The 25,265-nt window shown below is 62.0% G+C and carries 28 protein-coding genes; 9 read left to right on the top strand and 19 right to left on the bottom strand.

Annotated features, from left to right (window positions below):
• Positions 1-115: 115 nt before the first annotated feature.
• The 3 genes from NG701_RS11900 to NG701_RS11890 all read right to left on the bottom strand — a co-directional run bounded on the left by NG701_RS11900 (position 116) and on the right by NG701_RS11890 (position 3,409).
• Complete coding sequence (locus NG701_RS11900) at positions 116-1,462, bottom strand: ABC transporter substrate-binding protein (protein WP_252567638.1); 1,347 nt, start codon at positions 1,460-1,462, stop codon at positions 116-118.
• Between the two features lie 70 nt (positions 1,463-1,532).
• Positions 1,533-2,453, bottom strand: a complete 921-nt coding sequence (locus NG701_RS11895) for a carbohydrate ABC transporter permease (protein WP_252567636.1) — start codon at positions 2,451-2,453, stop codon at positions 1,533-1,535.
• On the bottom strand, positions 2,450-3,409 hold the full coding sequence (locus NG701_RS11890) for a carbohydrate ABC transporter permease (protein WP_252567634.1): 960 nt from the start codon (positions 3,407-3,409) through the stop codon (positions 2,450-2,452). The genes NG701_RS11895 and NG701_RS11890 overlap by 4 nt, the downstream gene beginning before the upstream one ends.
• Positions 3,410-3,630: 221 nt before the next feature.
• On the opposite strand from NG701_RS11890, the gene NG701_RS11885 reads away from it, so the two are divergent.
• The 8 genes from NG701_RS11885 (at position 3,631) to NG701_RS11850 (ending at position 9,052) form a co-directional block, all read left to right on the top strand.
• Positions 3,631-4,650 carry a P1 family peptidase gene (locus NG701_RS11885; protein WP_252567632.1) on the top strand — a complete coding sequence of 340 codons (1,020 nt, stop codon included), beginning with the start codon at positions 3,631-3,633 and terminating at the stop codon, positions 4,648-4,650.
• A gap of 179 nt (positions 4,651-4,829) precedes the next feature.
• Entirely contained in the window at positions 4,830-5,051 is a 222-nt protein-coding gene (gene infA, locus NG701_RS11880; protein WP_009358723.1) for a translation initiation factor IF-1, read from the top strand.
• Positions 5,052-5,120: 69 nt separating this feature from the next.
• Positions 5,121-5,234, top strand: coding sequence for a 50S ribosomal protein L36 (gene rpmJ, locus NG701_RS11875; protein WP_009358722.1), 114 nt, complete (start codon positions 5,121-5,123; stop codon positions 5,232-5,234).
• Between the two features lie 175 nt (positions 5,235-5,409).
• Positions 5,410-5,784: a 30S ribosomal protein S13 gene (rpsM, locus tag NG701_RS11870; RefSeq protein WP_028275004.1), complete on the top strand. Its 375-nt coding sequence runs from the start codon at positions 5,410-5,412 to the stop codon at positions 5,782-5,784.
• Between the two features lie 51 nt (positions 5,785-5,835).
• Complete coding sequence (gene rpsK, locus NG701_RS11865; protein ID WP_018769149.1) at positions 5,836-6,237, top strand: 30S ribosomal protein S11; 402 nt, start codon at positions 5,836-5,838, stop codon at positions 6,235-6,237.
• 132 nt (positions 6,238-6,369) lie between these two features.
• A complete protein-coding gene (locus NG701_RS11860; protein WP_056344331.1) occupies positions 6,370-7,380 on the top strand; it encodes a DNA-directed RNA polymerase subunit alpha in 1,011 nt (336 codons plus the stop codon).
• 77 nt (positions 7,381-7,457) lie between these two features.
• Positions 7,458-8,126, top strand: a complete 669-nt coding sequence (gene rplQ, locus NG701_RS11855) for a 50S ribosomal protein L17, sunset domain variant (RefSeq protein WP_252567630.1) — start codon at positions 7,458-7,460, stop codon at positions 8,124-8,126.
• Positions 8,127-8,158: 32 nt separating this feature from the next.
• Positions 8,159-9,052, top strand: coding sequence for a tRNA pseudouridine synthase A (locus NG701_RS11850; RefSeq protein WP_252567628.1), 894 nt, complete (start codon positions 8,159-8,161; stop codon positions 9,050-9,052).
• 50 nt (positions 9,053-9,102) lie between these two features.
• Here the strand turns inward: NG701_RS11850 and NG701_RS11845 are convergent, their stop codons facing one another.
• On the bottom strand, positions 9,103-10,770 hold the full coding sequence (locus tag NG701_RS11845) for a sensor histidine kinase (protein WP_252567626.1): 1,668 nt from the start codon (positions 10,768-10,770) through the stop codon (positions 9,103-9,105).
• Between the two features lie 254 nt (positions 10,771-11,024).
• On the opposite strand from NG701_RS11845, the gene NG701_RS11840 reads away from it, so the two are divergent.
• Positions 11,025-11,828 (top strand): response regulator transcription factor, encoded by an 804-nt coding sequence (locus NG701_RS11840; protein ID WP_252567625.1) that lies wholly within the window; start codon positions 11,025-11,027, stop codon positions 11,826-11,828.
• Here NG701_RS11840 and NG701_RS11835 read toward each other — a convergent pair.
• The 15 genes from NG701_RS11835 to NG701_RS11765 form a co-directional block, all read right to left on the bottom strand.
• Entirely contained in the window at positions 11,825-12,280 is a 456-nt protein-coding gene (locus NG701_RS11835) for an Hpt domain-containing protein (protein ID WP_252567623.1), read from the bottom strand. The two genes, NG701_RS11840 and NG701_RS11835, sit on opposite strands and share 4 nt — an antisense overlap.
• A 92-nt stretch (positions 12,281-12,372) precedes the next feature.
• A complete protein-coding gene (locus tag NG701_RS11830) occupies positions 12,373-13,257 on the bottom strand; it encodes a type II secretion system F family protein (RefSeq protein WP_252567621.1) in 885 nt (294 codons plus the stop codon).
• 7 nt (positions 13,258-13,264) lie between these two features.
• Positions 13,265-14,197, bottom strand: coding sequence for a type II secretion system F family protein (locus NG701_RS11825; RefSeq protein ID WP_252567619.1), 933 nt, complete (start codon positions 14,195-14,197; stop codon positions 13,265-13,267).
• Positions 14,198-14,201: 4 nt separating this feature from the next.
• Complete coding sequence (locus NG701_RS11820; protein WP_252567617.1) at positions 14,202-15,758, bottom strand: TadA family conjugal transfer-associated ATPase; 1,557 nt, start codon at positions 15,756-15,758, stop codon at positions 14,202-14,204.
• Positions 15,759-16,955, bottom strand: coding sequence for a CpaE/TadZ family protein (locus tag NG701_RS11815; RefSeq protein WP_252567615.1), 1,197 nt, complete (start codon positions 16,953-16,955; stop codon positions 15,759-15,761). It lies immediately after the preceding gene.
• Entirely contained in the window at positions 16,952-17,722 is a 771-nt protein-coding gene (gene cpaB, locus NG701_RS11810) for a Flp pilus assembly protein CpaB (protein WP_252567613.1), read from the bottom strand. Before cpaB ends, NG701_RS11815 begins: the two co-directional genes overlap by 4 nt.
• A 41-nt stretch (positions 17,723-17,763) precedes the next feature.
• Positions 17,764-18,795 (bottom strand): pilus assembly protein TadG-related protein, encoded by a 1,032-nt coding sequence (locus tag NG701_RS11805; protein ID WP_252567611.1) that lies wholly within the window; start codon positions 18,793-18,795, stop codon positions 17,764-17,766.
• A complete protein-coding gene (locus NG701_RS11800) occupies positions 18,783-19,175 on the bottom strand; it encodes a TadE/TadG family type IV pilus assembly protein (RefSeq protein ID WP_252567609.1) in 393 nt (130 codons plus the stop codon). The genes NG701_RS11805 and NG701_RS11800 overlap by 13 nt, the downstream gene beginning before the upstream one ends.
• A 114-nt stretch (positions 19,176-19,289) precedes the next feature.
• Complete coding sequence (locus tag NG701_RS11795; protein ID WP_252567608.1) at positions 19,290-19,526, bottom strand: Flp family type IVb pilin; 237 nt, start codon at positions 19,524-19,526, stop codon at positions 19,290-19,292.
• 275 nt (positions 19,527-19,801) lie between these two features.
• Positions 19,802-20,017: a Flp family type IVb pilin gene (locus NG701_RS11790; RefSeq protein ID WP_252567606.1), complete on the bottom strand. Its 216-nt coding sequence runs from the start codon at positions 20,015-20,017 to the stop codon at positions 19,802-19,804.
• Positions 20,014-20,901, bottom strand: a complete 888-nt coding sequence (locus tag NG701_RS11785; protein WP_252567604.1) for a type II secretion system F family protein — start codon at positions 20,899-20,901, stop codon at positions 20,014-20,016. The genes NG701_RS11790 and NG701_RS11785 overlap by 4 nt, the downstream gene beginning before the upstream one ends.
• A gap of 17 nt (positions 20,902-20,918) precedes the next feature.
• Positions 20,919-21,869, bottom strand: a complete 951-nt coding sequence (locus tag NG701_RS11780; protein ID WP_252567602.1) for a type II secretion system F family protein — start codon at positions 21,867-21,869, stop codon at positions 20,919-20,921.
• 2 nt (positions 21,870-21,871) lie between these two features.
• Entirely contained in the window at positions 21,872-23,371 is a 1,500-nt protein-coding gene (locus NG701_RS11775) for a TadA family conjugal transfer-associated ATPase (RefSeq protein ID WP_374208683.1), read from the bottom strand.
• A complete protein-coding gene (locus NG701_RS11770; RefSeq protein WP_252567600.1) occupies positions 23,368-24,573 on the bottom strand; it encodes a CpaE/TadZ family protein in 1,206 nt (401 codons plus the stop codon). The genes NG701_RS11775 and NG701_RS11770 overlap by 4 nt, the downstream gene beginning before the upstream one ends.
• Positions 24,570-25,193 (bottom strand): RcpC/CpaB family pilus assembly protein, encoded by a 624-nt coding sequence (locus NG701_RS11765; RefSeq protein WP_252567598.1) that lies wholly within the window; start codon positions 25,191-25,193, stop codon positions 24,570-24,572. The genes NG701_RS11770 and NG701_RS11765 overlap by 4 nt, the downstream gene beginning before the upstream one ends.
• Positions 25,194-25,265: the final 72 nt, after the last annotated feature.

Here is a 25,265-nt window from a genome sequence, read left to right as displayed (position 1 = left end):
GGTGACAACACCCCCCGGATCATTGATGACTGGGGGACTTAATCATGCCGAGACCGACAGGCCAACAACCCCAATTCTTACTCGTTAAGGGGCTACTAAAAAGGTAACGGGGAAGTTAGGCCTTGAGCTTGGGCTTGACGTCCTTGGTGTAGATTCCCTCGAGGGTAGCCTTCAGCTCGGTCAAGGTGGCCTTCACGTCGCCCTGTTGGGTGAGGATCTTGGCGGCGGCCTTGGCCATCTCCTGGTCAGCCCCGGGCAGGAACACGCGGGCCCGGTCCTGGACCTTGGTCACGGCGAGCTGGTCCATGGCGGTTTTGATCTGGGGAGTCTGTGCCAGCACCGTGGCCATGTCCGCCGACGTACGGGTGGGCATGTAACCGGTGGCAGCGGAGAACGCTGCCGTGTTTTCCGGCTCGGTCATGAACTTCAGGAACGTTCCTGCGGCGAGCTGTTCCTCTTTGCTAATGCCGCTGGGGATGCCCAGCCCTGCGCCGCCGGTGGGGCACACGCCGCTGGTCTCCTTAGGCCCGCCTGGCAGGAAGCCGACGCCGACGTTGAACGTGGCGGACTTCAGGACGCCCAGAAGCGAGCCCGTGGAGGAAATGGTGGAGGACGTCAGGCCGGCAGAGAAGTCGTCAGCGGCTTCCTTGGACGAGACGCCGGCCCAGTTGTGCTTGTAGATCGAGTCCTGGGCCCACTGCAGGGCTTCCACGGCTTCGGGTGAATCGCACGTGATCTCCCAATCCTTGGACCACGCGCCGCCCCAGCCCCAGAGATTGTTCTGCAGTGTCCAGCCGGCGTAGCCAGCCAGGGCGGGATAGATGTAGGCGTACTGCGCCCCGGAGGACGCTTTCAGCTTGGGGGCCCATTCGCCGAATTCCTGCCATGTTGCCGGTGCCCGGTCCGGCAGGCCGGCGGCGGCGAAGTGGTCCTTGTTGTAGTAGAACAGCGGCGTGGACCGCCCGTACGGGAGCGCCCACTGCCGGTCATCGTACTTGTAGTCATCCACCAGGGACTGGCGGAAATCGTCAACCTTGATGTCCAGCTCCTTGATGAGCCCGTCGACCGGAATGATGCTGCCGTTGGTGAAGTAGCGGAACCACCAGACGTCGGACAGCACGACTACTCCGGGCAGTCCCGATTTGGCGGCCTGGGACGTCTGGAACTTCTGGGCGATTTCCTCGTAGTTCGCGCCGGCCGTTACCAGGTTGATCTGGATATCCGGGTACTTCGCGTGGAACTTTTCGATGATGGCCTTCTCGACGTCCTGGGACTTGCCCGGGTGGTTGGTCCAGAAGTCGATCTTCGCCGCCGGCTTCACGCCGCTGAAGTCGATTTCCGCGGCTTCCGTTGAGGTGGTGGTGCCGCCGGTATCAGGCCCCCCGCAGGCGGAAAGCGCTGCGGCGCCGGCCGTTACGCCAGCCAGCCCCAGGAAATGCCTCCGGTCCAGATTTGTTGCCATGATGGTTCCTTTCGGTTGTTGCCTAGGAAGGTCTTGCTGTTGGGGTGGAAGAACGACGGCGGAGCCGGGGTCAGCCGGTCACGCTGCCTTGGGTGAGGCCCGCGACGATGTAACGCTGGAGCGCTGCGAAGACCACCAGGATGGGCACGATGACCAGCACGGCGCCGGCCATGAGGATGCCCCAGCCGGAGGCGTTGCTTTCGGAGTTCTGCAGCAGCGTCAGGCCAACGGGCAACGTCATGGTTTCCGGACGGTCGGTGATGATCAGCGGCCAGATGTATTCGTTCCATTCGCTGACCACCGTCACCAGCGCCACGGTGGCAATGGAGGGAATGGACACGGGGACCACGATCTGCCACAGGCGGCGCCAGTGCCCGGCGCCGTCGATCTCGGCGGACTCGAGGATGGAGGCAGGCAGCGTCAGGAAGTGCTGCCTCAGCAGGAACGTCCCGAACGCTGTGCCAAGCCCCGGCAGGATGATGCCCCACAGGGTGTTCTTGCCGCCCAGCCCGGCGATCAGGATGTAGTTCGGCAGGATGGAGACCTGCGGCGGGACCATCAGGGCCACAAGGATGAGGATGAAGATGGCGTTCCTGAAGGGGAAGCGCACGAATACCAGTGCGTAGGCCGTGAGGATGGCCAGCAGGACTTTAATAGTTGAGCCCACCACCGTGACGATGGTGCTGTTGATGAAGAACTGCGCGAACGGCACGGTAGTCATCGCAATGTTGTAGTTCTCCGGGTTCAGGCTCGCCGGCAGGATTTTAAGGTCCATGGTGATGATTTCCCCGGGCAGCTTGAAGGAGCTCAGGATCATCCACAGCAAGGGCAGGAAAACCACCAGCGTTGCCAGCAGCAGGGGAACGTAGCCGCCGGCGATGGTCTGGATGAGGTTCCGTGCCGAGAAGGGCCGGTCCCGGGGGATGAAAGTTTCGCACGGTGCGACAGGGGGAGCCGTTGGGTCAGGGTTGACCGGAGAGAGCGAACTCATGAGTAGTGCACCTTCCGTTCCACGAAACGCAACTGCAGGACAGTGATGACCAGCAGGATGGCGAAGAGGACCACGGAAATCGCTGCGGAGTACCCTGCCCTGTTGAACGCGCCGAACGCCTGCAGGTAGGCCTCGTAGATCAGGGTACTGGTGCCGGTTCCGAGGGGTGTCATGATCCGGATCAGGTCGAACGCCTGGAGTGAGCTCAGCATGGTGGTGATCAGGAGGAAGAAGGTGGTGGGGGACAGGAGCGGGATGGACATGCTGAGGAAGCGCCTGAATCCGTTCGCCCCGTCCAGCGAGGCAGCCTCCATGACGTCCTGCGGCAGTGACTGCAGGCCCGCGAGGTATACCACGGCGCAGTAGCCAAGGTTTTTCCAGACATAAACCAGGATGACCATCACCAGCGACAGCTGGGGATCGTTGATCCATTGCGGGCTCTGCTGGCCGATGCCGCGGAGAATCCAGGCCAGGACGCCGTATCCCGGATCGAAGATGAAAAGCCAGACCAGGCCAACCCCCACCCCGGAGAGCACATAAGGAGCGAAGACAGCGGACCGGGCAAACGTGGTGCCCCGTACCTTGGAGTTCAGCGCTAACGCGATGACAAGCCCCAGCAGCATGGAGCCGCCGACGGTCACCAGTGTGAACACGGCGGTGGTGCCCAGTACCTTGGGGGCGTCGTCGCTGGTGAAGAACGTGACGTAGTTGTCGATTCCCACCACGGTGGCCGATGCGGAGCCAAGGGTCCAGTCGAGGGTTGAGTAGTAGATGTTGCTGATGAGGGGCCGGTACGTGAATACTGCGATCAGTATCAGGTTGGGGAGTGCCAGGGCGAGGAAGACGAAGAAGTCCCGCCGGGCCCGGCCGGACCAGCGCCGGGTCTGGTGTTTGCCGGGCGGACCGGATTGGTCGGGCGGACTGGCCGGTGACGTGGAAGCGAGTTGCCGGGTCATTGGTGTCTCTAACGGATCGGGGCCTGCAATGGCTGGCCGATGGGCAGGGGTTCTAGGCATACTTCACCACACGGCTGGTGGGCAGAATCCCGCATAAGCCCTCGTCAGAGGATAGTTATTGAAGGCTTCATTGCCCATTAACGCTGTGTTGCTTGCAGTATTGCATAGTGTTTGCCTGACGGGCGGGAAGTGCTGTACTGCGATAGCGCAGAATGGATCGCATGGGAGCAATCACGGATGTGCCTGGGATCAGGGTTGGGCACACGCAGAAGACCGACGACGGGTGGCTGACTGGCGTCACCGTGGTGCTGCCGCCGCCGGGGGCTGTCGGGTCGGTGGACGTCCGGGGCGGGGGACCCGGAACACACGAGACCGACGCGCTGGATCCCACCACGCTCGTTTCCACGGTGGACGCCGTAGTCCTCACCGGCGGCAGCGCGTATGGGCTGGTCTCCGCCCACGGTGCGCAGCGCTGGTGCGAGGAGAACGGCCGGGGCTTCGCGGTCACCGGGGGAGTGGTGCCGATCGTCCCCGCCGCCGCCATCTTTGACCTTGGCAGGGGAGGCGACTTCTTAGCACGCCCGACGGCGGACATGGGATACGCGGCAACCGCCGCCGCTGCTGCCGAAAAGGACGGGCACGACGTCGGACGCGGCAGTCTGGGCGCCGGCACCGGAGCGATGATCGGACGCGGACAGTTCAAAGGGGGAGTGGGGACGGCTTCGGTCACGCTCGAGAACGGCGTGGTTGTGGGGGCGCTGGCCGTGGTGAACGCTCTGGGGTTTCCGGTTGTCGACGGGCGGCAGGAGCCGCAGCCCTCCGCGCGCTCGGTCGTTCCGCCCCACGAGCCCCCTAACCTCGCAAGCTCGGCCAGGGAACCCGGCTCGCGTGGGCCCACCTTAGAGGCGCGCTTCCGGGTTCCCGATTCCCCGTCAGCGGATGCCGGGCCACCTGCGCTCAATACGACACTTGTAGTTGTGGCGACAAACGCTGTCTTGGACCCCGCCGAGTGCAAGAGAACTGCTTCTGCGGCACATGCTGGGCTGGCTCGGGCGCTGAACCCCTCGCACACCCTGGCCGACGGCGATACTGTCTTTTGCCTTGCTACCGGAGGTGTGGCATTGGACCGGAGTACTGAAACTGCCCGGCAGGTGAGTCTCATTACCCTGCAGAGTGCGGCAGCCGACGTCGTACGCTTGGCGATACTGGACGGGATTTCGGCAAGCTCAATTACCGGGTAGGGTGTGTACTTTCATTTTTAGTTTGGACTTTCTACCCACTTACAGTAAAGTGGTTTGTTGGTTGTCTGCCCAGCTGTGCCCTGTTTGGGGCCGGAGGTGATAACCGATCCAACAAAAACGTTCGTGGTCATGTCCGGTGCAATCCGGCAGGGCTGCGGCAACAACAGTTAGCGGAGGGTATGGCCAAGAAGGACGGGGTCATTGAGATCGAAGGCGTTGTGACTGAGGCGCTGCCTAACGCGATGTTTCGCGTTGAGCTGACCAACAAGCACATCGTACTCGCGCACATCTCAGGCAAGATGCGCCAGCACTACATCAGGATTCTCCCTGAGGACCGGGTAGTGGTGGAACTGAGCCCTTATGACCTCACTCGGGGTCGTATCGTCTACCGCTACAAGTAAATTCTGGGCGGCCTCAGCATGAGCTGACGGCTGCTCCAGTTGACCAACTGCCACACGCAAAGGAATGCCATGAAGGTCAAGCCGAGCGTCAAGCAGATCTGCGAAAAGTGCAAAGTGATCCGCCGTAATGGCCGGGTCATGGTGATCTGCGAGAACCCGCGCCACAAGCAGCGCCAGGGCTAATTTCCCTCCCGAGGGAAATCCTGGGTTGCTAACCCACGCAAGTAAATAAAGGCAGCACAAGCTGAATTGGGACGTATGAGCCCGGACAGCTAACCCCCGGTCGGAGGCTGGGGCCGCACAGAACGTGCGGGTGTACTGCCTACGACCTCCGGTTTATTCAAGGAGTACTGCCAATATGGCTCGTCTCGCTGGCGTAGACATTCCCCGCGAAAAGCGGTTGGAAATTGCGCTTACTTACATCTACGGCGTGGGCAAGACCCGTGCACACGAAACCCTGGCTGCCACTGGCATCAGCGCTGACGTCCGCGTTAAGGACCTCACCGATGCACAGCTGGTAGAGCTTCGTGACTACATTGAAGGCAACTACAAGGTTGAGGGTGACCTTCGCCGCGAAGTAGCAGCTGATATCCGCCGCAAGGTTGAAATCGGCAGCTACGAAGGTATTCGCCACCGCAAGGGCCTGCCAGTGCGCGGACAGCGTACGAAGACGAACGCACGTACCCGTAAGGGTCCGAAGCGCACCGTTGCAGGCAAGAAGAAGGCTCGTTAAATCCCTCGGGATTGACTCGTCTTCCCCCAATAACTTTCTGTAGGAGAAAAAATGCCCCCGAAGACTCGTGGCGCGGTTCGCAAGCCGCGTAAGAAGGACAAAAAGAATATCGCGCTGGGCCAGGCGCACATCAAGAGCACTTTTAACAACACCATCGTGTCCATCACGGACCCGAACGGCGCTGTTATCTCTTGGGCTTCCTCAGGTGAGGTTGGCTTCAAGGGCTCACGCAAGTCCACCCCGTTCGCAGCCCAGATGGCTGCCGAAGCTGCTGCCAAGCGTGCGCAGGAGCACGGCATGCGCAAGGTTGACGTTTTCGTCAAGGGACCGGGTTCCGGACGCGAGACCGCAATCCGCTCGCTGCAGGCCGCTGGCCTGGAGGTTGGCTCCATCCAGGACGTCACCCCCGCTGCGCACAACGGTTGCCGTCCGCCGAAGCGCCGCCGCGTCTAAGGCTTTTCCAGCAGCTTGAGCTTGCCCGGACCGTCAATGGTCCGGGCAAGCCCAGCCGCGTTAAGTCTTCAGACCGAATTTCCACCACCTGTGTTGCGTCATATAGCGGATGCTCGCCGAAAGGAAACCTAAGTGCTCATTGCACAGCGCCCCACCCTCTCCGAAGAGGTAGTCTCCGATAACCGCTCGCGTTTCATCATTGAACCGCTGGAACCGGGCTTCGGCTACACCCTCGGAAACTCCCTCCGCCGTACCCTGCTCTCTTCCATCCCCGGTGCCGCTGTAACCAGCATCCGGATCGATGGCGTGCTGCACGAGTTCACCACGGTTCCGGGTGTCAAGGAAGATGTCACTGAGATCATCCTGAACATCAAGAGCCTGTCGGTTTCCTCCGAGCACGACGAGCCGGTTGTGGCTTACCTGCGCAAGCAGGGCCCCGGAGTCGTCACCGCCGCGGACATCGCTCCGCCGGCCGGCGTCGAATTCCACAACCCGGATCTGCACATTGCCACGCTGAACTCGAAGGGCAAGTTCGAACTCGAACTGACCATCGAGCGCGGCCGCGGCTACGTTTCGGCAGCTCAGAACAAGTCCGGCGACTCCGAGATCGGCCGTATCCCGGTCGACTCGATCTACTCGCCGGTCCTGAAGGTTACTTTCCGCGTGGAAGCAACCCGTGTTGAGCAGCGCACCGACTTCGACAAGCTCATTGTCGACGTCGAGACCAAGCAGGCCATCGCCCCGCGCGATGCTGTTGCTTCCGCAGGTACCACCCTGGTGGAACTCTTCGGTCTGGCCCGCGAGCTGAACACCGCAGCTGAAGGTATCGAGATTGGCCCGTCGCCGACGGATGCTGCCCTGGCAGCAGACATGGCACTGCCGATCGAGGATCTGGACCTCACCGTCCGTTCCTACAACTGCCTCAAGCGTGAGGGCATCCACACCGTGGGTGAACTTGTTGCACGCTCCGAGGCTGACCTCATGGACATCCGTAACTTCGGTGCGAAGTCCATTGACGAGGTCAAGGCAAAGCTGGTTGAACTGGGCCTGTCCCTCAAGGACTCGCCTCCCGGTTTTGACCTCGCAGCACGCGCCGCAGCAATTGAAGAGGACGACGCCGCTTTCGGCGACGACGAACTCTAACAAACAGATCTTGGCCGGCTGGCTGGATGCACCACGGTGTGCGCAGCCCACTGGCTTCCATATGAGGAGAAACTATTATGCCTACCCCCGCTAAGGGTCCGCGCCTCGGAGGCGGAGCGGCTCACGAGCGTCTTATGCTCGCGAACCTGTCCGCCGCACTGTTCGAGCACAAGCGGATCACCACCACGGTGACCAAGGCCAAGCGACTGAAGCCGTACGCCGAGCGCCTGGTGACTTTCGCCAAGCGTGGCGACCTGGCTTCCCGCCGCCGTGTACTCGGCCTGATCAGCAACAAGGGCATCGTCCACGAGCTGTTCACCGACATTGCACAGGCGGTGGAGAACCGCGACGGCGGCTACACCCGCATCACCAAGATCGGCAACCGTAAGGGCGACAACGCTCCCATGGCTGTCATCGAACTGGTTCTCGAGCCGGTTTCCGCCAAGCAGGCCGTTGTGGCCGAGGCTACCCAGGCTGCCGCCAAGGCTGCTCCGGTTGCTGAGCCTGTCGAGACCGAAGCTGCTGAAGCCAAGTACGCCGGCTCCAAGCCTGCTACGGCTGACAACGTTGCCCCTGAGGGCTTCGAGGTCAAGGGCAACGAGGACTCCATGAAGTACCACGTTCCCGGCTCACGCTGGTACGACGCCACGGTTGCTGAAGTCTGGTTCGACTCTGCAGAGTCCGCCGCAGCCGCAGGCTTCGTGCCTGCCGGTGGCGAAGCTGCACAGGCCGTCGAAGCTGAGTAATCAGGCTCTGACGCTCCAGTAGACTTATGTCTATGAACGACCAAAAACCCGCTGCCCCCGTTTTGGGGGGCGGCGGGTTTTTGCGTGTCCGGTTTGATTTATCGTACGACGGCGGCCCCTTCAACGGGTGGGCAGTGCAGCCGGGATTGCGGACCGTCCAGGGCATCCTGGAAGAGGCGCTGGCGTTGTTGATCCGCCGGCCCATCCGGGTCACCGTGGCGGGACGTACCGACGCCGGCGTGCACGCCCGCGGCCAGGTGGTCCACCTGGACCTGACCGAGGCCGAGTGGCTGAAACTGCCGCGCGGGCACGAACTGGATCCCGCCGTCGCGTTCCTTCGGCGAATTCGTGGCGCCCTCAGCAGGGGGTTGGGGGACCTGAGCGGGGCTATCGAGGTCCACCTGGTGTCCCTGGCGCCCGTGGGCTTCGATGCCAGGTTCTCTGCACTCTGGCGGCGCTACAGCTACCGCATCGCGGACGGACCTGCCCTATGGGATCCGCTCGAACGTTACTTCACGCTCTGGCACCAAAGCCCGCTGGACGTGGACCTGCTGAACGCGGGTGCCGTGCAGCTGCTGGGGCTGCAGAACTTCCTGTCCTACTGCAAGCCGCGGGAGGGTGCCACCACTATCCGTGAGCTGCAGCGTTTCGAGTTCCACCGCGGCGAGGATGGCGTTATTGTGGCGACCGTCCAGGCTGACGCGTTCTGTCACAACATGGTGCGGTCCCTGGTTGGCTCGGCCCTGTTCGTGGGCGAGGGCATCGAGGAGCCGGGATGGCTGCATGAGCGGCTGCTGGCCAAGAAACGGGACGCCAAATCTGTCCTGGCCGCCCCGCACCCGCTGGTCCTAGAAGAAGTGGCCTACCCGTCAGACGACGAGATGCTGGCCCGCGCCGAGCTGACAAGGGCAGTCCGCAAGCACTGAGCTCCCATCGATTGCTCCGTCAGCGCCCTTTTGGGCCTCGAAAAGGGCCCTTACGGAGCAGTCGATGAGGGGGTGGGGATCGTCATGGTGAACGTGCTGCCGCCGCCCAGGGCGCTGGCGCAGGCGATGGCACCGCCGTGGCGTTCCAGGATGGTCTTGGTGATGGAGAGGCCCAGCCCGGCGCCCGGGATGGCCGCGTCCCGGGCCGACTCAGCACGGAAGAACCGGCTGAAAACCTTGGCCGCATCCTCCGGCACCATGCCCATCCCGGTGTCCTGAACAACCAGCTTGACCCAGTCCTCGGTGCCGGCCGCGCTGATGGTTACAGTGCCGCCGTCGGGGGAGTACTTGATTGCGTTCGAGACCAGGTTATCCAGTGCCTGGCCGATCCGGAGCGGGTCGGCATAGGCCCAGAGCGGTGAGGGCACATCGGCCACCAGAGCCACGGAGGACCGCTCCGCGTGCGCCTGGGCCGAGCCGATGCTTGTCTCCACTAGGCCGGAAATGTCCGTGCGTTTCGGGTGAACGTTCAGGGCGGCGGAGGCCTCGAGCGTCAGGTCCGAGACCAGGGCAAGCAGCCGTTCGGAGTTGCGCTGCACCACGTCCAGGCGTTGGACCGTGAGGGCGGAGAGCCCGTCGCTGTCCTCGAGCACCAGGTCGATGTTGCCAAGGATGGAATTCAGCGGCGACCGGAATTCGTGGGACACGTTCGAGACCAGTTCCTCGTTCGCGGCCATGGCTTCAACCAGCCCCGTCACGTCGCTGTAGACGACCACCGCTCCGGTGAGGCGGCCGCCGTCGTCCATTAACGGCCTGGCCGCGGTGGATACCGCGCGCTGCTGCGGACCTTCGCCGATCCACACCAGATAGTCTGCGAATGATTCACCCTCGACGGCGCGCCGGAGGGGTCGCTTGTCCGGTGGCAGGGGAGTCACCTTGTCCTGGGCGAAGACTCGGTGTTCGCTGTGGTCGGCAGGCACGACGCCGGCCGGTGCGGCGGTCTGCTGCCAACGCCGCATCATGTTATTGGCCAGCAGCTGGTCACCGTTCGAATCGACGGCAACAATGCCGACGTCGGTGGCGTCCAGGATGGTCATCAGGAGTTCCTCGCGTTCCCGGCTCGCGGCGAGCAGCTCCCGGAGTTCCTCGCCCATGGCCTGCAGCTCGCGCTGCTGGACGCGCATGTTGACGCTGGCGAAGCGGATCGCGAGTGAAACAGCAAGCATCACCAGCGGGAAAAGAACCAATGGAGTAATGTCGGCCGCCGTGACGTTGGGGAACTTTGCGGCCGCGGAGGGGAGCATGATGAAGAACGGCCCAACGGCGCTCAAAATTAGGCTGCTACGAACCAACATTCCGGAAGCGGCGAGCCAGATGACCGGGAAAACCACCAGAACCACGAGTCCAGGGAGCAAGGTTGTGGCACTGTTCCGCAGGAGTCCGATTGCGAGCAGGTCAAGGGCGGGGATCAGCAGATAGGCGCTGCGTGGCAGGCGCTCCCACGGCGTCAGGAAACAGGCCACAAAAAGTACGAGAGGTATGGCGATTCCGGCCAGATAGAGGGGGCTGGTCAGCAGCGAGGGCCAGCCAAACGGCGTCACTATGCCCAAAATGGTGACAATCAGCATCATCGGAAGCTGGCACAGTGCCACCTGGGTGCGGGGGCCGAGCTTGCGGAAATAGAGGGCCACACCCCGGGGCGAGGGACGCATAGCCATAGGGGATCTCCAACTTTCGTGACGGCCCCCATTCCGTCCCCAATGAATTGATGCAACCGAATATCAGACGGCCGACGCGGTCTATCTTCAGAATCCGGATATGCATGTGTTGTCATGGTAATTGACTTTCCAAAACTAATCTCGAGAAGGCGTGTCATCCGCCGTTCATACTTGTACCGTATAGAGAGTTGGAGTGGATGAGGGATTGGCGCTGGGCTGATGGGGACCTCGTCCACCTGGCAACGGGGACTGATATGGAAGATCTTGGGGTTGCAGTAGTAATTGAAGACGACGCCGATGTGCGGAACCTCCTCGAAGGAGTGTTGCGCCAGGCAGGCTTTGAGGTCCATACTGCCGCCGAGGGGCGGGAAGGCGTTGAGGTGGTACGGGATAACAAGGCCCAGGTGGTCACGCTGGACATCGGCCTTCCGGACATTGACGGCTTTGAGGTCCTGCGGCGCATCCGGAACTTCAGTGATGCCTATGTAGTCATGCTGACCGGCCGGACCGAGGAGCCGGATCTGCTCTCGGCCCTGAACGCCGGGGCGGACGACTACATTGCCAAGCCCTTCAGGCCGCGTGAGCTCCGGGCCAGGGTGGCGGCCATGATGCGCAGGCCGCGCCATGAAGTCGCCATTACACCTCAGGCTGCTTCATGGGCTTCACCACCGGCCGCGCCGGCAACCTTCACCCACCCGGGGATTATCCAGCATAACGGACTCATTCTGAACTACCGGACCCGCACGGTGGTGATTGGTGAGGTCAACCTTGGGCTCACCCGCAGTGAGTTCGACCTCCTGCACACTTTGCTCCGCGGCGAGGGGGCAGTATGCACGCGGACGGACCTGGTGCGCGCGGTCCGGGGTGACCTTTATGAGGCCGATGCCTATATCAGTGAGGCTGACGAGCGGGCCGTGGAAGTCCACGTGGGGAACCTTCGCCGCAAGCTGCGGGAGGATCCGCAGTCACCGCGCTGGCTTCAGACGGTGCGCGGAGTGGGCTACCGGCTCGCACCAACAAGGACCGACCTGCAGGGCTGGCCGGGGGCTGGTCACTAGTCGTTCTTGAGGATGTAGCTCGCCTGGAGCTCTGAGACTGTACGCACTCCGTGCTCGGCGAGGGTTGCCAGCAGCGCCTGGCCTTGGACGAAGTCGCTGCGGCGGATGGCATCCTCCAGTGCTTGGGCCAGGACTGACAAACGGATCCCGCCCACCATGGTTGAAGCGATCCGCAGGCTGATGACGGCGTCCAAGGCAATGGGGCGGTCCTCGGTGTGGACCGCTGCCGCCAGTCGGCTGAAGCGCTGGTCCCACAAAGACGCGTAGTCGCGGGCGAATCCAAGGGCAAGTTCGGGGCCTTCCAGCTCTGCTTCCAGCTCCGCCAGGATGTCCGGCTCGACCCAGCGCATGGCCTCTTCTCCCGCCTGCGGCTGTCCGGAACCCAGGCCCGCAGCAGCCCCCGGCTCGGCAGGGACACCCCCGCTGCTGGAGGTGAGTCGTGGACTATCCATGCTTCAAGGCTACTTCCTGTAGTTACTTCGGAGTCCGTTTTAGGTCTATCCTGTGGAAACCTTGAGTGATCCTTGACTTTGGGTATCCGCCGTCATTGCCCGCTGAATGTGACAACCGTGTTGATAACAGCGGGACCGAGAATGGCGATGAAGAGCACGGGAAAGATAAAGAACAGCAGGGGAAAAAGGATCATCACGGGCAGTTTCATGGCCTTCTCCTCGGCACGCTGGCGGCGTTTTACCCGCATCACCTTGGCCTGGATCCGCAGCACCCGGCTGATGGCGATGCCATAGGTGTCGGCCTGGACCACAGCCTGAACGAAGCTCCGAAGTTCCGGGATGTTGGTCCGCTCGGCCAGTGCCTGATACGACTCACGCCGGCTGCGGCCCACCTGCATGTCCTGCAGGGTCCGGACCAGCTCTTCAGCCAGCGGTCCTTTGCCGTTTTCGCCGGCCCGGGCCATCGCTCCTTCGAAGCCAAGGCCGGCCTCCACCGAGATCAGCATCTGGTCCAGGGTATTGGCCAGTTCCAGCTGCATGGCCTTCTGACGCTCGGTGCCCTTGCTGTAAAGCATCAGGTCAGGGATGAAGTAGCCGAGGAACAGGAGGAAGATCCCGGCGAGCTTCATCATGGGCGTGCTTCCGACGACGCTGAGGTAGATCCCCAGGGACGCGCCCGCCAAGCCGAGGGCTATCTTGGCGCCAAGAACCTTTTCGAGGGGCATGGACAGCGGCCTGCCAGCGAGCGACAGCAAGCGATCGAGCTTGCGGACATAGGCCGGGGGAGTCAGGCGGTAACCGATCCCTGTCAGGAAGCCCCGGGATTGACTCTCCGGTGCTTCGGCAGTTTGGCGCCCCCGGGTGAGGATGGCGACGGTGGCAGTCCGCGCCTTCCGGTCGACGGACAGGATGGACCAGGCCAGGTAGCCAACGGGAACGGAAACCAACAGGAGCGAGGAAATTACCAGAGGGCTCATGGCAGGCTCAGAACTTCAGATCGATGATTTTGCGCATCCACAGGCTGCCGATGGTCATCAGGACCGCAGACGCACCGATCATGCCCCAACCGAGCGGGTGCGTGAACATCGAGTTCATGTAGCCGGGGTTCACTGTCATGAGCATCAGCACGATGCCGAAGGGCATGGCGATGAGGATGTACGCGGAGAATTTCCCCTCTGCGGCAAGGGACTTGATGTGCCCCTTGATTTCGCTGCGCTCGCGGATGGTTTCGTTGACCTGGTCCAGGACCTCCGCCAGATTGCCACCCACTTCGCGGTTGATCTGGATGGCCTGGGCAATCCAGACGAAGTCCTCGTTCCGCATGCGCTCCGACGTGTCAGTCAAGGAAGCCAACAGATCGCGGCCCAGGCTCGTCTCGGTGATAACGCGCCGCATCTCCTCCGACGTAGGGCTCTGGGATTCAGCGGCTGCGGCGTCGATGGCCCGGAGGATGCTGTGGCCTGCCCGCAGGCCGCCGGAGAGCAGCTGCAGGGTGTCGCCGAGTTGTCCATCGAACTTGGCGCGCCGTTTGCCGGCGCGGAAGCCCAGCACAATGTGGCCCACGAACGGCGCCAGGACAACAAGCAGGACGGAGACAGCAGGGACACCCATGACGAGCCCAACCAGGGCGCCCACGGTGGCGCCGGCGATGACCAGCACCATGTACTCAGTCTGGCTCAGCCGGAGCCCTGCATTTTCCAGAGCTTCGCGGTTGTAGAGACGGACGTTCCTGGTGCCCAGGAATCGTCCCAGACCACCCACCGTGGCGTCAGTTAGCAGTGTAAGGCGCGACGGCGGGTCCGCCTCGTAGGGACGGCGCCGGTCCAGGGCGATTTCGGGGGTGCGTGGTAGTACCAGCGCCACGCCCAGCATGATGGGGGCGAGGAACAGTAAAGCGGTTCCAACAATGATCAGCATCGTCCTAGGCCCTTCCGGTGCCGGTTGGGCTCGTCGCAGCGGGACCCGGCCCGGCCGGCGTGGCGAAAACGGCCGGCGACACATGGATCCCGAGGTCCTCGAACCGGTCGATGAACCGTGGACGGATACCGGTGGCAACGGGTTTGCCCAGAAAGCGCCCATGTTGGTCAACGCCCGCGGAATAGTCGAAGACGAAGGCGTCCTGAAGGGTGACAATGTCCCCTTCCATGCCTTGGACCTCAGTGACGTGGGTGATCCGCCGGGAACCGTCACGCAGGCGCGAGATCTGGACAATCAGGTTCACAGCTGATGCGATCTGCTCCCGGATGGCCCGCAGCGGCAAGTCCATCCCGGCCATGAGTACCAGCGTTTCCAGGCGGGCAACAGCGTCGCGCGGAGAGTTGGAGTGGACCGTGGAGAGGGAACCGTCGTGGCCGGTATTCATGGCCTGGAGCATGTCCAACGATTCGCCGCCACGGACCTCACCCACCACAATGCGGTCCGGCCGCATACGCAGGGAGTTGCGGAGCAGTTCGCGGATGGTCACTTCGCCTTTGCCCTCGGTGTTGGGCGGACGGCTTTCCAGCCTGACCACGTGGTCCTGCTGGATCTGCAGTTCCACGGCATCCTCGATGGTCACGATGCGTTCGTTGGCCGGCAGGAAGGAGGACAGGACGTTCAGCAGCGTGGTTTTGCCGGTACCGGTTCCGCCGGAGACAATGATGTTCAGCTTGGCCTTGACGCACGCGTCAAGGAGTTCCGCCATCTCCGGCGTCAGGGTGCCGAAGTCGATGAGGTTCCGGACCGTCAACGGGACCTTGCTGAATTTACGGATGGTCAGCGAGGAGCCGCCCACGGCCAGAGGAGGGATTACAGCGTTGACACGCGAACCGTCTTCCAGCCGTGCATCCACGAGGGGCGAGGACTCGTCAATGCGGCGTCCCACCTTGGACACGATGCGTTCGATGACCTTGCGCAGGTGCTCCTCGGAGCTGAACCGGGAATCCGCCAGCGTGAGGTGCCCTTTACGCTCCACGTAGATCTGGTCCATGCGGTTGACCATGATTTCGGTGACGTCGGGGTCATCCAGCAGCCGCTGCAGCGGGCCGTAACCGAGGACGTCGTCGGCGACGTCCTGGACAAGGCGCGTCCGCTCCTCGGCCGACAGGGGAACCTGCTCGGCATCAATGATGCGCGTCAGTTCTTCCCGCGCCGAGGTTTTCAGTTCGTGTTCGGTGATCCCGGAGTCGTTGAACCGCGCACCCAGGCGCTCGAACAGAGCGGTGGCGGCCCTTTCCTTGAGCGCGGCGAAAACGTCCACGGGCTTTAGGGGTTTCGACCGCGTCTCTTCCGGATGTGCGTGGGCAGGAACGACGACGGCGGCGGGCGGTGCCGCCGTCGTCGTTCCTTGTCCGGGGGTCTGTTCAAACCACTGCACGCGCTGGGTGGGGATTTCCGGGCGCGGCTGAGGGAGCGCGGGCGCTGAAGCCTTCGCGGAAGCAGGCTGGGCAATTGACTGGGTCTGGGACTGGGCAGCGCTGATGCGCTCTGAAAGTTTCATTTAGACCACTACCCTTCGGTGCAGTTTGCGCTGGGACTTGGCCCGCCACGCAGGGTTGAAGCGTTCAACGAGCTGGTTGAGCCCTTTGGTCGCGGGGTCTTTGACCGGTTCCTGGAGGACAGGGATTCCGCGGTTTGTGGACAGGGCCACGGCGCGGGACCGCGGGATGCTCACATCAACGGGCGCGCCCATGGTCGATTCGAGGTCCTGGACGGTGAGGCCGTTCTTGGGGTCAGCCATGTTCAGCACCACGTGCCGGGTCTCGGGAAGGATGTCCAGCTGGCGCAGGATGTCCAGCCCGGAGCGCAGGCCACGCACGCTGGGGATGTCCATGCCGCTGACCCAGACCACATCGGTGCACATTTCCATGGCCGCGAGCCCGATTTCGGGCAGTCCGGGCGCCGTGTCCACCACCACGTACTGGAACTGCTCCGACAGCTGTTCGAGCAGCCGGCTGATCTGCTCCGGTGTGATCTCGTCCGCATCGATGGGAGTGGTCGGGGCGCAGAGGGCATAGATGCTGCCCGGGTGGACTGTTAGAAACGCCTTCAGGACCAGGGAGTCCTGGCTTGCTGCGGGGGAGACGGCGTCCGTGACCGTGTGCTCGGGGTCGAGATAGAGCCCGGACGCGACGTCCCCGAACTGGAGATCCAGGTCCACGATGACGACGCTCATGGGCGCCACTTTGCCCAGGCCGATGGCAATGTTGGTGGCAATGGTGGTTTTACCCACGCCGCCCTTGGGCGAGAAGACGCCGATGACCAGGCCCTTGCCGGATTCCGTTGCCTGCTGGGGAGCCGCCAAGCGGTGGCGGTTGGAGAAGGACTGGCTGGCACGCTCCAGGAGCACGCGCAGCTGGGCTGCGTCCGAGTCGGGGGCGACGATGTCGCGGATTCCTGCGCGCATAGCGTGCAGGAGAAAGTCCGGATCCGGTTCGGCGGCCACAATGACGCTGAGGTCGGGGAACCCTACGTTGAGGACTGTAGCGAAACGGAGGGCCTCGTCAAGGGGTACTTCCGGTCCTAAAACCAGCACCTCGGGATGTTCCTGGTCCAGGCTGGCGAAGAGCTGGTGGGGGTCCGCGGGCAGCACGCTGGTGAAGAAGGTCTGCACGCCGCCTTGGAGGCCACCGGCAACGGCCTGGCGGAGGCGGGCGTCGAAGTCGACGTCAGGGGTGATGAGGACAAAGCGGCTCATTTGTAGACGTCCGGCCGGATCATGATGCGCGGACCGCTGTCCTGCGCGTCGAGGGGTTCCCTGCTGAGCCAGATGGACGCGTACTCTGCGGCGAAGACGATCTTGCCAGCATTGATATCGTTCACTGCAACGGTGACCATCAGGGACCCGGTGGGAAGGTTCACGTCACGCGGATCCGGCGCAGGCGCGTCGGTTGCCGACGGCGCCGGCTTCGCCGCTGCGCCTTCCGGCGCTCGCTGGACGGCGGTCACCAGTGCCTTGTGGATGGACAGCTGGACGGTTTCCTTATCCGACTTCGCTTCGATGCCGCCGGTGGGCATGGAGATGAAGATGCCAACATGATCGCCGGGCGTCACACGGCCGCCGACGACGCGCTGCGGCTCCAGCTGGAAGGAGATCTCTTGCAGGCCTGCCGGTACCGGCACAGAGCCGGAGGACTTCAGTTCCTCGGGGGAGACAAGGCGTTCGGCCAGCAGCTGCTCGCCAGGGACCAGATCTGCGGAAGTGACCTTTCCACCCGAGCCGTCCAGGGTGTTCAGTGCGGTTTTTGCGACGGCGGTGCCCGGCAGTTGCTGAAGGGCCACCGCTGCCTTTAAGGTCTCTGCCGAGGAGCCGGCGGGCACGGCTTTCGTGACCACCAGGACTCCCACAGGATCGAGGCCGCTAACGGCCCGCTGGTCCGCGCCCTGGGCGTAGGACACCACGATGACTGCGCCGACAATGGCCAGTAGGACTGCCACCACTCCGGCCAACAAACGTGATTTCACTGACTGCTCCTGTGTGTTTCAAAAATCATGGTGTTCTCTGACTAATTGCTGAGCGCGACGACGGTGGCCCCGTCCGGGTTGATTGGCCCCAGGGTGTATCCGGCTGCCAAGGAGACGTGCCTGACAAACGTGCCGATGATGCCGCGGCATGGTTCCCGGCATTCAAGGGCTGCGGGGACGTCCGGCGCCCGGTTGCGGAAGGTGTACGGAAGGCCGGTGTTGCCGACCTTCCACCCAGCCACTCTGAATGCGGCGAAGGTTATGAGCTTGAAAACGGCATTTGTTCCGGAGCCGGTCACTTTGTTAAAGATGGGCAGCAGGATGATGACGTCCTTTCCCGCGTTCATGTCCGCAGCCCACCCGTTCAGGGTGGCTTCGCAGTTGGGTGGGGCATTGTTGCCGGTGTCGCCGCCCGCAGTGCTGGTTGCGATATCGATGATGGCGCCACACTCGCCGGGATCCTGCTTGAGGCCGCCGAAGCCGCCCTCCACTGCTGCGCCCGACGGACCGTAATTGCAGTCGGCGTTGGCGTTCTTTCCATGCAACTGAAGGAGCTGCATCACGTTCGTGCTGTCGCGGACCTGGCAGATGGACACGGTGACGGGAAAGGGCGTGGGTCCTTTGATGGGGCTGCCCCACTTGACCGTTGCCGGGGCGGTGACCTCGGCAGTATTTATTCCCAGGGCCCGGGCGAAGAAGAGGGAAACCTCGTTGGGGGAGTGGCCGGCTTCCTGCGCGGACGCCGTCACGGTCACTGTCCGGGCGGTTTTGTCCAGAGCCGTTGACTTGACGTTACTGAGGCCATCGTTGGCGTTGCTGCTGGTGAGGGATGCAGCGAGGGCAGACGTTGCAGAGCAGCCCGGATCGCTGGCGCTCGCGGCGCATCTTTGTGCAATGGCCAGTGCGGCAGCGTCGGCTCCGTTGCGGAGCTGTGTCCGTTCGGCGTAGAGCATGCTCACATCCACGGCGATGGCGCCGAACCCCAAAAGAGCCACGAGCATGAAGGCGACGATGACGCTCACGGCGCCGCGTTCGCCGTCGTTCTTCACCCTGGTTCGATTCAGCCGCCGCATAGCATTGCTCCCTTGCCTGTCATGGAGAACGGGCCGGCTATGCCCGTCATTGTGGAAAGGTTGTAGCTGATGGTGACGCTTATGCGGTGGCCCGGGGCGCAGGTGGTTGAGGTTGGCGTATCGATGTCCTTGAACGTGATGTTCGCGTCCGTCAGCCCTGGCCGGAGAGATACTGCAGTGTTCTTCGCGGCGGTCCGCGCGGCTGCCGGATTATTGGAGATCGCCATGACCCGGACGCCTTCACGGGCGGCAGCAGCGAGTGAGGCCTGGGCGTTGTATGCACGGCTGAACTCCATGATGCCAAGGAGCAGCATGACCAAGAGGGGCGCCACGATCGCAAACTCGACCGCAACGGCTCCACGCTCGGATGCCCTGGACATGAGTGGTGCCTTTCGGTCAGACCGATCTTGTTTCGGAAACGAGAGTGGCGGCGGCTTGATTGCCGCCGCCACTCTCAGGCCTGGTGGTGCGCTGGGCGCCTCAGGAGGAGCGCCTTAGGGGGCGCAGGTTCCAGTGCCGGCAGCAGCGCCGGCTGCTGGGGCGGTGTACGTGCCACTGCTAATGGAACAGGAAGTCTGCGTAAACATGTCAGTCAGAGTCCCGCCGAGGAGCGTGACGGCGACGATGATGACGACGGCGATGAGCGCGACCATGATGCCGTATTCGACAGCCGTGGCGCCCTTTTCTTCCCTACGAAGGCGGATCATGAGGTTAGTGTGGAGAGAAAGCATGTGGACTCCTGAGCGAGTTCGGGTGGCTGGTCCTGCACCAGCTCAACCACGAAACTAGCAACGCTTGATGCGATGTTGATGAGAACTTGCAGCATCCTGCGCCAAGACTTCTTCGGTTGCACCTTTCCTTGCCTTTCCCTTCGTAAGTCCTGTGCTGATGCTGCGAAATAGTGATTGGCCGGGCACACAAAACGGACCCCCTCGGTTCTGGGTTCCGAGAGGGTCCGGTATTTGGGCGAAGCGCGGCTGCTAGTGCCGGGTTGCTTCGTGTGGGCCTAGGAGATTCCGAGCACGAGCTTGAGGTGGGCCGTCAATTCGTCGTACCAGCCGAGCAACTCAAGGCCGAGGAAGGTCACCGCTGTAACGATAAGCATCACGATGAATGCCATCAGAATTCCATACTCAGTGGCGGTGGCGCCGTTCTCCTTTTCGGCAAACTGTTTGAGCCAGTGTGTTTCCAGATAAAAACGCCGAACTGCTGTCCGCCTCATGTCGCCCCCTGCGAAAACATCTCCATGATGCTCAGCACTGTTGGCCCGAGGACTACTACGAAAAGTGTGGGCAAGATGAAGAAGATCAGCGGAAATAGCATCTTGACGGGCATCTTCATAGCGTGTTCTTCGGCCCGTTGCTTCCGCTTAACACGCATGTCCCGGGCCTGGGCCTTGAGAACTCCAGCGATGGCAATGCCATAGGCATCAGCTTGGACAACAGCCCGGATGAAACTGCGAACATCAGGAACGTCGATCCGCTCGGACATAGCCAGGTAGGCATCCTTCCGGGACCGGCCCACTTGGATATCCTGCAGCGTGCGTATGAGCTCGTCGGCCAGAGGCCCTGTTCCATTGGTTCCGGCCCGTCCCATGGCCATTTCAAAGCCCAAGCCGGCCTGTACGGAGATCAGCATCTGGTCCAGGGCATTCGGCAACTCTGTCCGGATGGCTTCCCGACGTTTCTGTGCACTACTTCTGATAAGGAGATCGGGTATGAAGTAGCTCAGAGCCGTGACGGCTATCAGGATCAGGAAGTTGGCGGCCTTGGGAGAACTCATGAAGAACAGGAATCCGAGGCCAGCACCCACGAGTGCAAGCATGGGTTTGATCATGATAATCCGTCCCAGCGGCCATTCCTTTGGGCGTCCGGCCCCTGCCAGCTGTTTGTCCAGCCAACCGGCATAGCCCTTAGGCGTGAGGCGCTGACTCACGTACGTCAGTCTCTCCTTGAAGTCCCCGCCTCGGGGGTCCGAACTGGTCTTCCGGCCGAGGTTGGCTTGTATGTTGCGGAGACCAGCCCTGTCGCCGGTGAAGACGAGGAAGGTCAGGACGCTAACCGGGGCCACGATGGCCAGAATTCCGGCGTATGCGATCACTTGCACCGAGAATCACCTGCTTTCTAGAACTTGGGCTTGACGAGCTGCCTAAGCCACAAGCCGCCTACAGTGAGGAGGACAATGGCGACGGCAATCAAGACGAAGCCGGAGACAGTGGTTAGGAAAACGCGGGAGTACAGATCGTTGAACAGTGTCAGGCCGATGAACATAACTACAGGCAAGGCCATCAGTACGATCGCTGACATCCGTCCCTCCGCGCTCAGGGCACGGATCTGTCCACGCACCTGATTTCGGTCCCGCACGGTGTCGCCGAGGTGGTCCAGAACCTCGGCCAAGTCACCGCCTACCTCCCTGTGAATCTCGATTGCCTGGGCAATCGCCATAAAGTCTTCGCTCTCGGTTCGCCGGGCCACTTCAGCCAAGGACTCGCCCAAGTCTCGGCCAATCCTGGTCTCATTTACGATGCGGCTCAGTTCTTCGGCCATTGGAGGTTGACTTTCCTGAGCGGCCGCATCGACTGCCCGCAGGAGGCTATGGCCGGCACGCAAACCGCCGGCCAGCATCTGGAGGGTGTCCGGAACTTGTTCATCAAACTGCCGCCTTCGTCGAGCGGCGAGCATATTCAGTACCAAATGAAAGATGAGCGGTGATACCAACGAGAGCAAAATTGCTGGGACCAATCCGCCGAGGAAGAACCCGAAAACTGCGGCTAGAAGAGTAGCGACGCCGGCCATTAGGAGATAGTCGCCCGGGTCCTTCTTGAGTCCGCACTCGTCGAGGCGGTCTCGACTGAGGAAGCGGTTACCGCGCTCCCTCACGCTCTTGTTCAGGGCACCGACCGCATGTTCTGTCAACCGGGTCAGCCCAGAGGCGTGGACCATGGCATCCGGGCGGCGCCGTGAGAGTGGTATGCCGGAACTAGTCTTGAATGCAACCCATCCGATCAAAAATAGCGCAAGATAGACTAGGAACAGCCCAATCACAAGGATCGAGGGGGAGTCTTCCTCAAGCACGGCTACCGCCCCCTCGATTTGGGAGAACCGGCCATTTGGGCGCCGAACACCGATGGCGAGATTTGAATGCCCAATTCGGCAAAGCGATCGGTAAAGCGCGGCCGCACTCCAGTCGGCACGGGTTTGCCTAAGAAGCGGCCATTAGCGTCCACTCCGGCGGAGTAATCGAAGACAAAGGCGTCCTGAAGAGTGACGACGTCGCCTTCCATGCCCTGGACCTCGGTTATGTGGGTGACGCGGCGGGTCCCATCGCGGAGCCTGGAGATGTGCACTATCAGGTTGACGGCGGATGCCACCTGCTCGCGGACCGCCCGCAGCGGAATGTCCATGCCCGCCATCAACACGAGGGTTTCCAGCCTTGCGATTGCGTCCCGCGGCGTATTCGCGTGGACCGTAGAGATGGATCCATCGTGGCCGGTGTTCATAGCCTGCAGCATGTCAAGGCACTCGCCGCCACGAACTTCGCCAACCACAATTCGGTCCGGCCTCATGCGGAGCGAGTTCCGCACCAAGTCGCGAATGGAAACTTCACCCTTACCCTCGATATTGCGAGGACGGCTCTCCAGACGAACCACATGGTCCTGCTGGAGTTGAAGCTCCACGGCATCCTCAATCGTGACGATCCTGTCATCGGCAGGAATGAACGAGGACAGAACGTTGAGTAGCGTTGTTTTGCCGGTGCCGGTACCGCCAGACACTATGATGTTCATTCTGGCCAGCACACACGCCTGGAGGAGTTCAGCCATCTCGGGGGAGAGGCTGCCGAGAGCGATGAGGTTATGGACAGTCAGCGGGTCCCTGCCGAATTTCCGGATGGTGAGCGCGGGTCCGTTGACGGCAAGCGGAGGGATAATTGCGTTGACTCGGGAACCGTCCGCGAGCCTAGCATCCACGAGCGGCGACGATTCATCGATGCGCCTTCCCACTTTGGAAACTATCCGCTCGATGACGCGTCGTAGGGCTTCGTCAGAACTGAACTTGGTGTCGGTCAGAAAGAGCCGGCCTTCGCGTTCCACGTAGACCTGATCAAAGCGGTTGACCATCACTTCCGTGATCGAGGGGTCGTCAAGGAAACGCTGAATGGGGCCGTGGCCCAGGACGTCATCAATGATCTCTCTAATAAGCCGTTGCCGCTCAGGGCCGGAGAGCGGAACCTGTTCTTCGTCGACGACAATTTTAAGTTCATCCCGCACGTACTGGTGGAGTTCGGCCTCTTCCAGGGAAGAATCAGTGATGCGGGAACCAAGCCGCTCATAGAGTGCCTGGCTTGCTCGTTCCTTCAACGCGTTGAGTGCCTCACTAGCCACCGCCGCAGTCTGCGGCATGTCCAAGGTCACTACTGCACTTGCGGCCGCTTCAGCTGTCTTGGCTTCCTGGATCCTACCCAAAGTGGTTGGCGCCGGCGGTGTTTGATACACGCCCTCGTAGGGATTGTGCTGCTTGAGCTCCGGATCTGGCTTGACCTCGCCTCGAAGCTGCTGGAACCGATCGGTGAGGCTCACTGTACTACCGCCCTTCTGTGCAGCTGCTTATGGGTTCTTTCTTCCCAATCGGGTTTGAAGCGGTCCACGAGTTTTCGCAGCCCCTTGGCAGCCGGGTCGCGGCTGCTGTCCTGAAGGACGGGAATCCCCTTGTTGGTTGAGTACGGTAGCGACTTGGACCTGGGAAGAACGACATCAACCGGTGCATTGATGGTTGCCTCGACATCCTGGAGTGTTAGCCCTCCCCTGCGGTCTGCCATGTTCAGGACAACATGGCGCTGGGCCGGCATGAGGTTCAATTCGTTCAGGATTTGGAATCCGGTGCGGAGACCTCGGATGCTGGGAATATCCATCCCGCAGATCCATACCGCATCGGTAGCGTGTTCCAGAGTTGCCAGGACGTGTTCCCCCAGCCCGGGCGCCGTGTCCACGATGATGTAATGGAACTCCTCACGGAGCTGCGTGAGGAGCCGTGAGACATGTTCGCCGGTGATCTTGTCCATCTCCACGGGATTGCGCGGGGCACACAGGGCGTAGATGCCTGCGGGATGGACTGTGAGATACGTCTTCAGAACCATGGAATCCTGACTGGCCGCTCCCACGACGGCATCAGTAATCGTGTGTTCGGGCTCAAGCATCAGCCCGCTAGCGACATCACCGAATTGGAGGTCAAGGTCGACAATGACAACTTTCATTGGTGACGCGTGACCTAGGCCGATAGCGAGGTTGGTCGCCACGGTTGTCTTGCCGACACCACCTTTCGGTGACATTACAGCGATTACGCGGCCACGTTCGCCATGATCCGCGTGCTCGGAGGTGCCGGGGGCGAGGCCACGACGACGGCTGGCAGCGGCAAGACTGGCCCGTTCAAGCATTATCCGGATGGCGTCTGGATCGGCTGAGGGGTCCAACAAGTCCCGGACCCCGGACCGCATGGCCTTGATAACAACTTCGGATGATTCCGAGACCACCAGTACTACGCTGATCTCGGGATACTGTAGGTCCATCAACGAGGCTAGCTTCAGGCTGTCCTCGACAGGTAGACCAGGGCCGAGAATGAGCACCTCTGGGGGTTCGCCCACGAGTTGCCGGAGGAAGTCCTGCGGGCCTTCCGGGAGGTAATCGGCCTGGAAGGTCTGGAGGGAACCGTGCATCCCCGACGTGGCCAGGCGGGCACGGTGCTCGAAATCATTATTTGGCGTAATGAGTACGAAGCGGCTCATCGGAATAGCCGTGACTTGTCTACGACGCCAGTGGTGTTCTCCACCGCATTCTCAGGTTCCTTCGAGAGATAGACGTTGCCGAACTCTGTGGCAAAGACGATCCGTTCGGCGTCTGCGGAGTTGCGGGCCAAAGTGATGAGGTAGGTGCCGTCGCTGGCAGTGTCCTTCTTGGCAGACAATGATCCCTCGGCTGGGTTCTCCTCAACAGGGTTGGTCTGCGACTTGGCAGCGCTGCCGTTGCTGTATTGGGCAGCCGTGACCAGGACCTTGTGGAAGGTCAGCTGCGTCCCGGCCGATGTAGATAAGGTTTCGCCGGTCGCAGCATTGGCTGTTGCGTTCTCCACGGAGACAAATACTCCAACGGTGTCGCCGGCTTTGATAGTTCCGCCCACAACGCGCTCAATGGGCAGTTTCAGCGTGATCTCCTGCAAGCCCTCGGGAACCTGGACCCTCGCTGAACCTAGGAAGGCGTTGGGTTCCACCATCCGCGTTGAGAGCAATTGTTCTCCTGCCATCAGAGAGACGGCAGTGACCTTGTCGCCTAGGTCGTTAAGATCGGTCACGCTGTCCGAGGCCAAGGCCAGCTTCGGAACATCCTTCTTGACAACGTAGTCTGCCAATTTGTCCACGCTGGTACCGGCCGCTATGGCCTTCTCAACGATGTAGATCGTTTCTGTTTCGGTATTCGCAAA

This window comes from Pseudarthrobacter cellobiosi (genome assembly GCF_023913815.1).
Lineage (GTDB): Bacteria > Actinomycetota > Actinomycetes > Actinomycetales > Micrococcaceae > Arthrobacter > Arthrobacter cellobiosi.
Note: the sequence above shows the minus strand (reverse complement) of the source record. Positions and strands in the feature narration are given on the sequence as shown.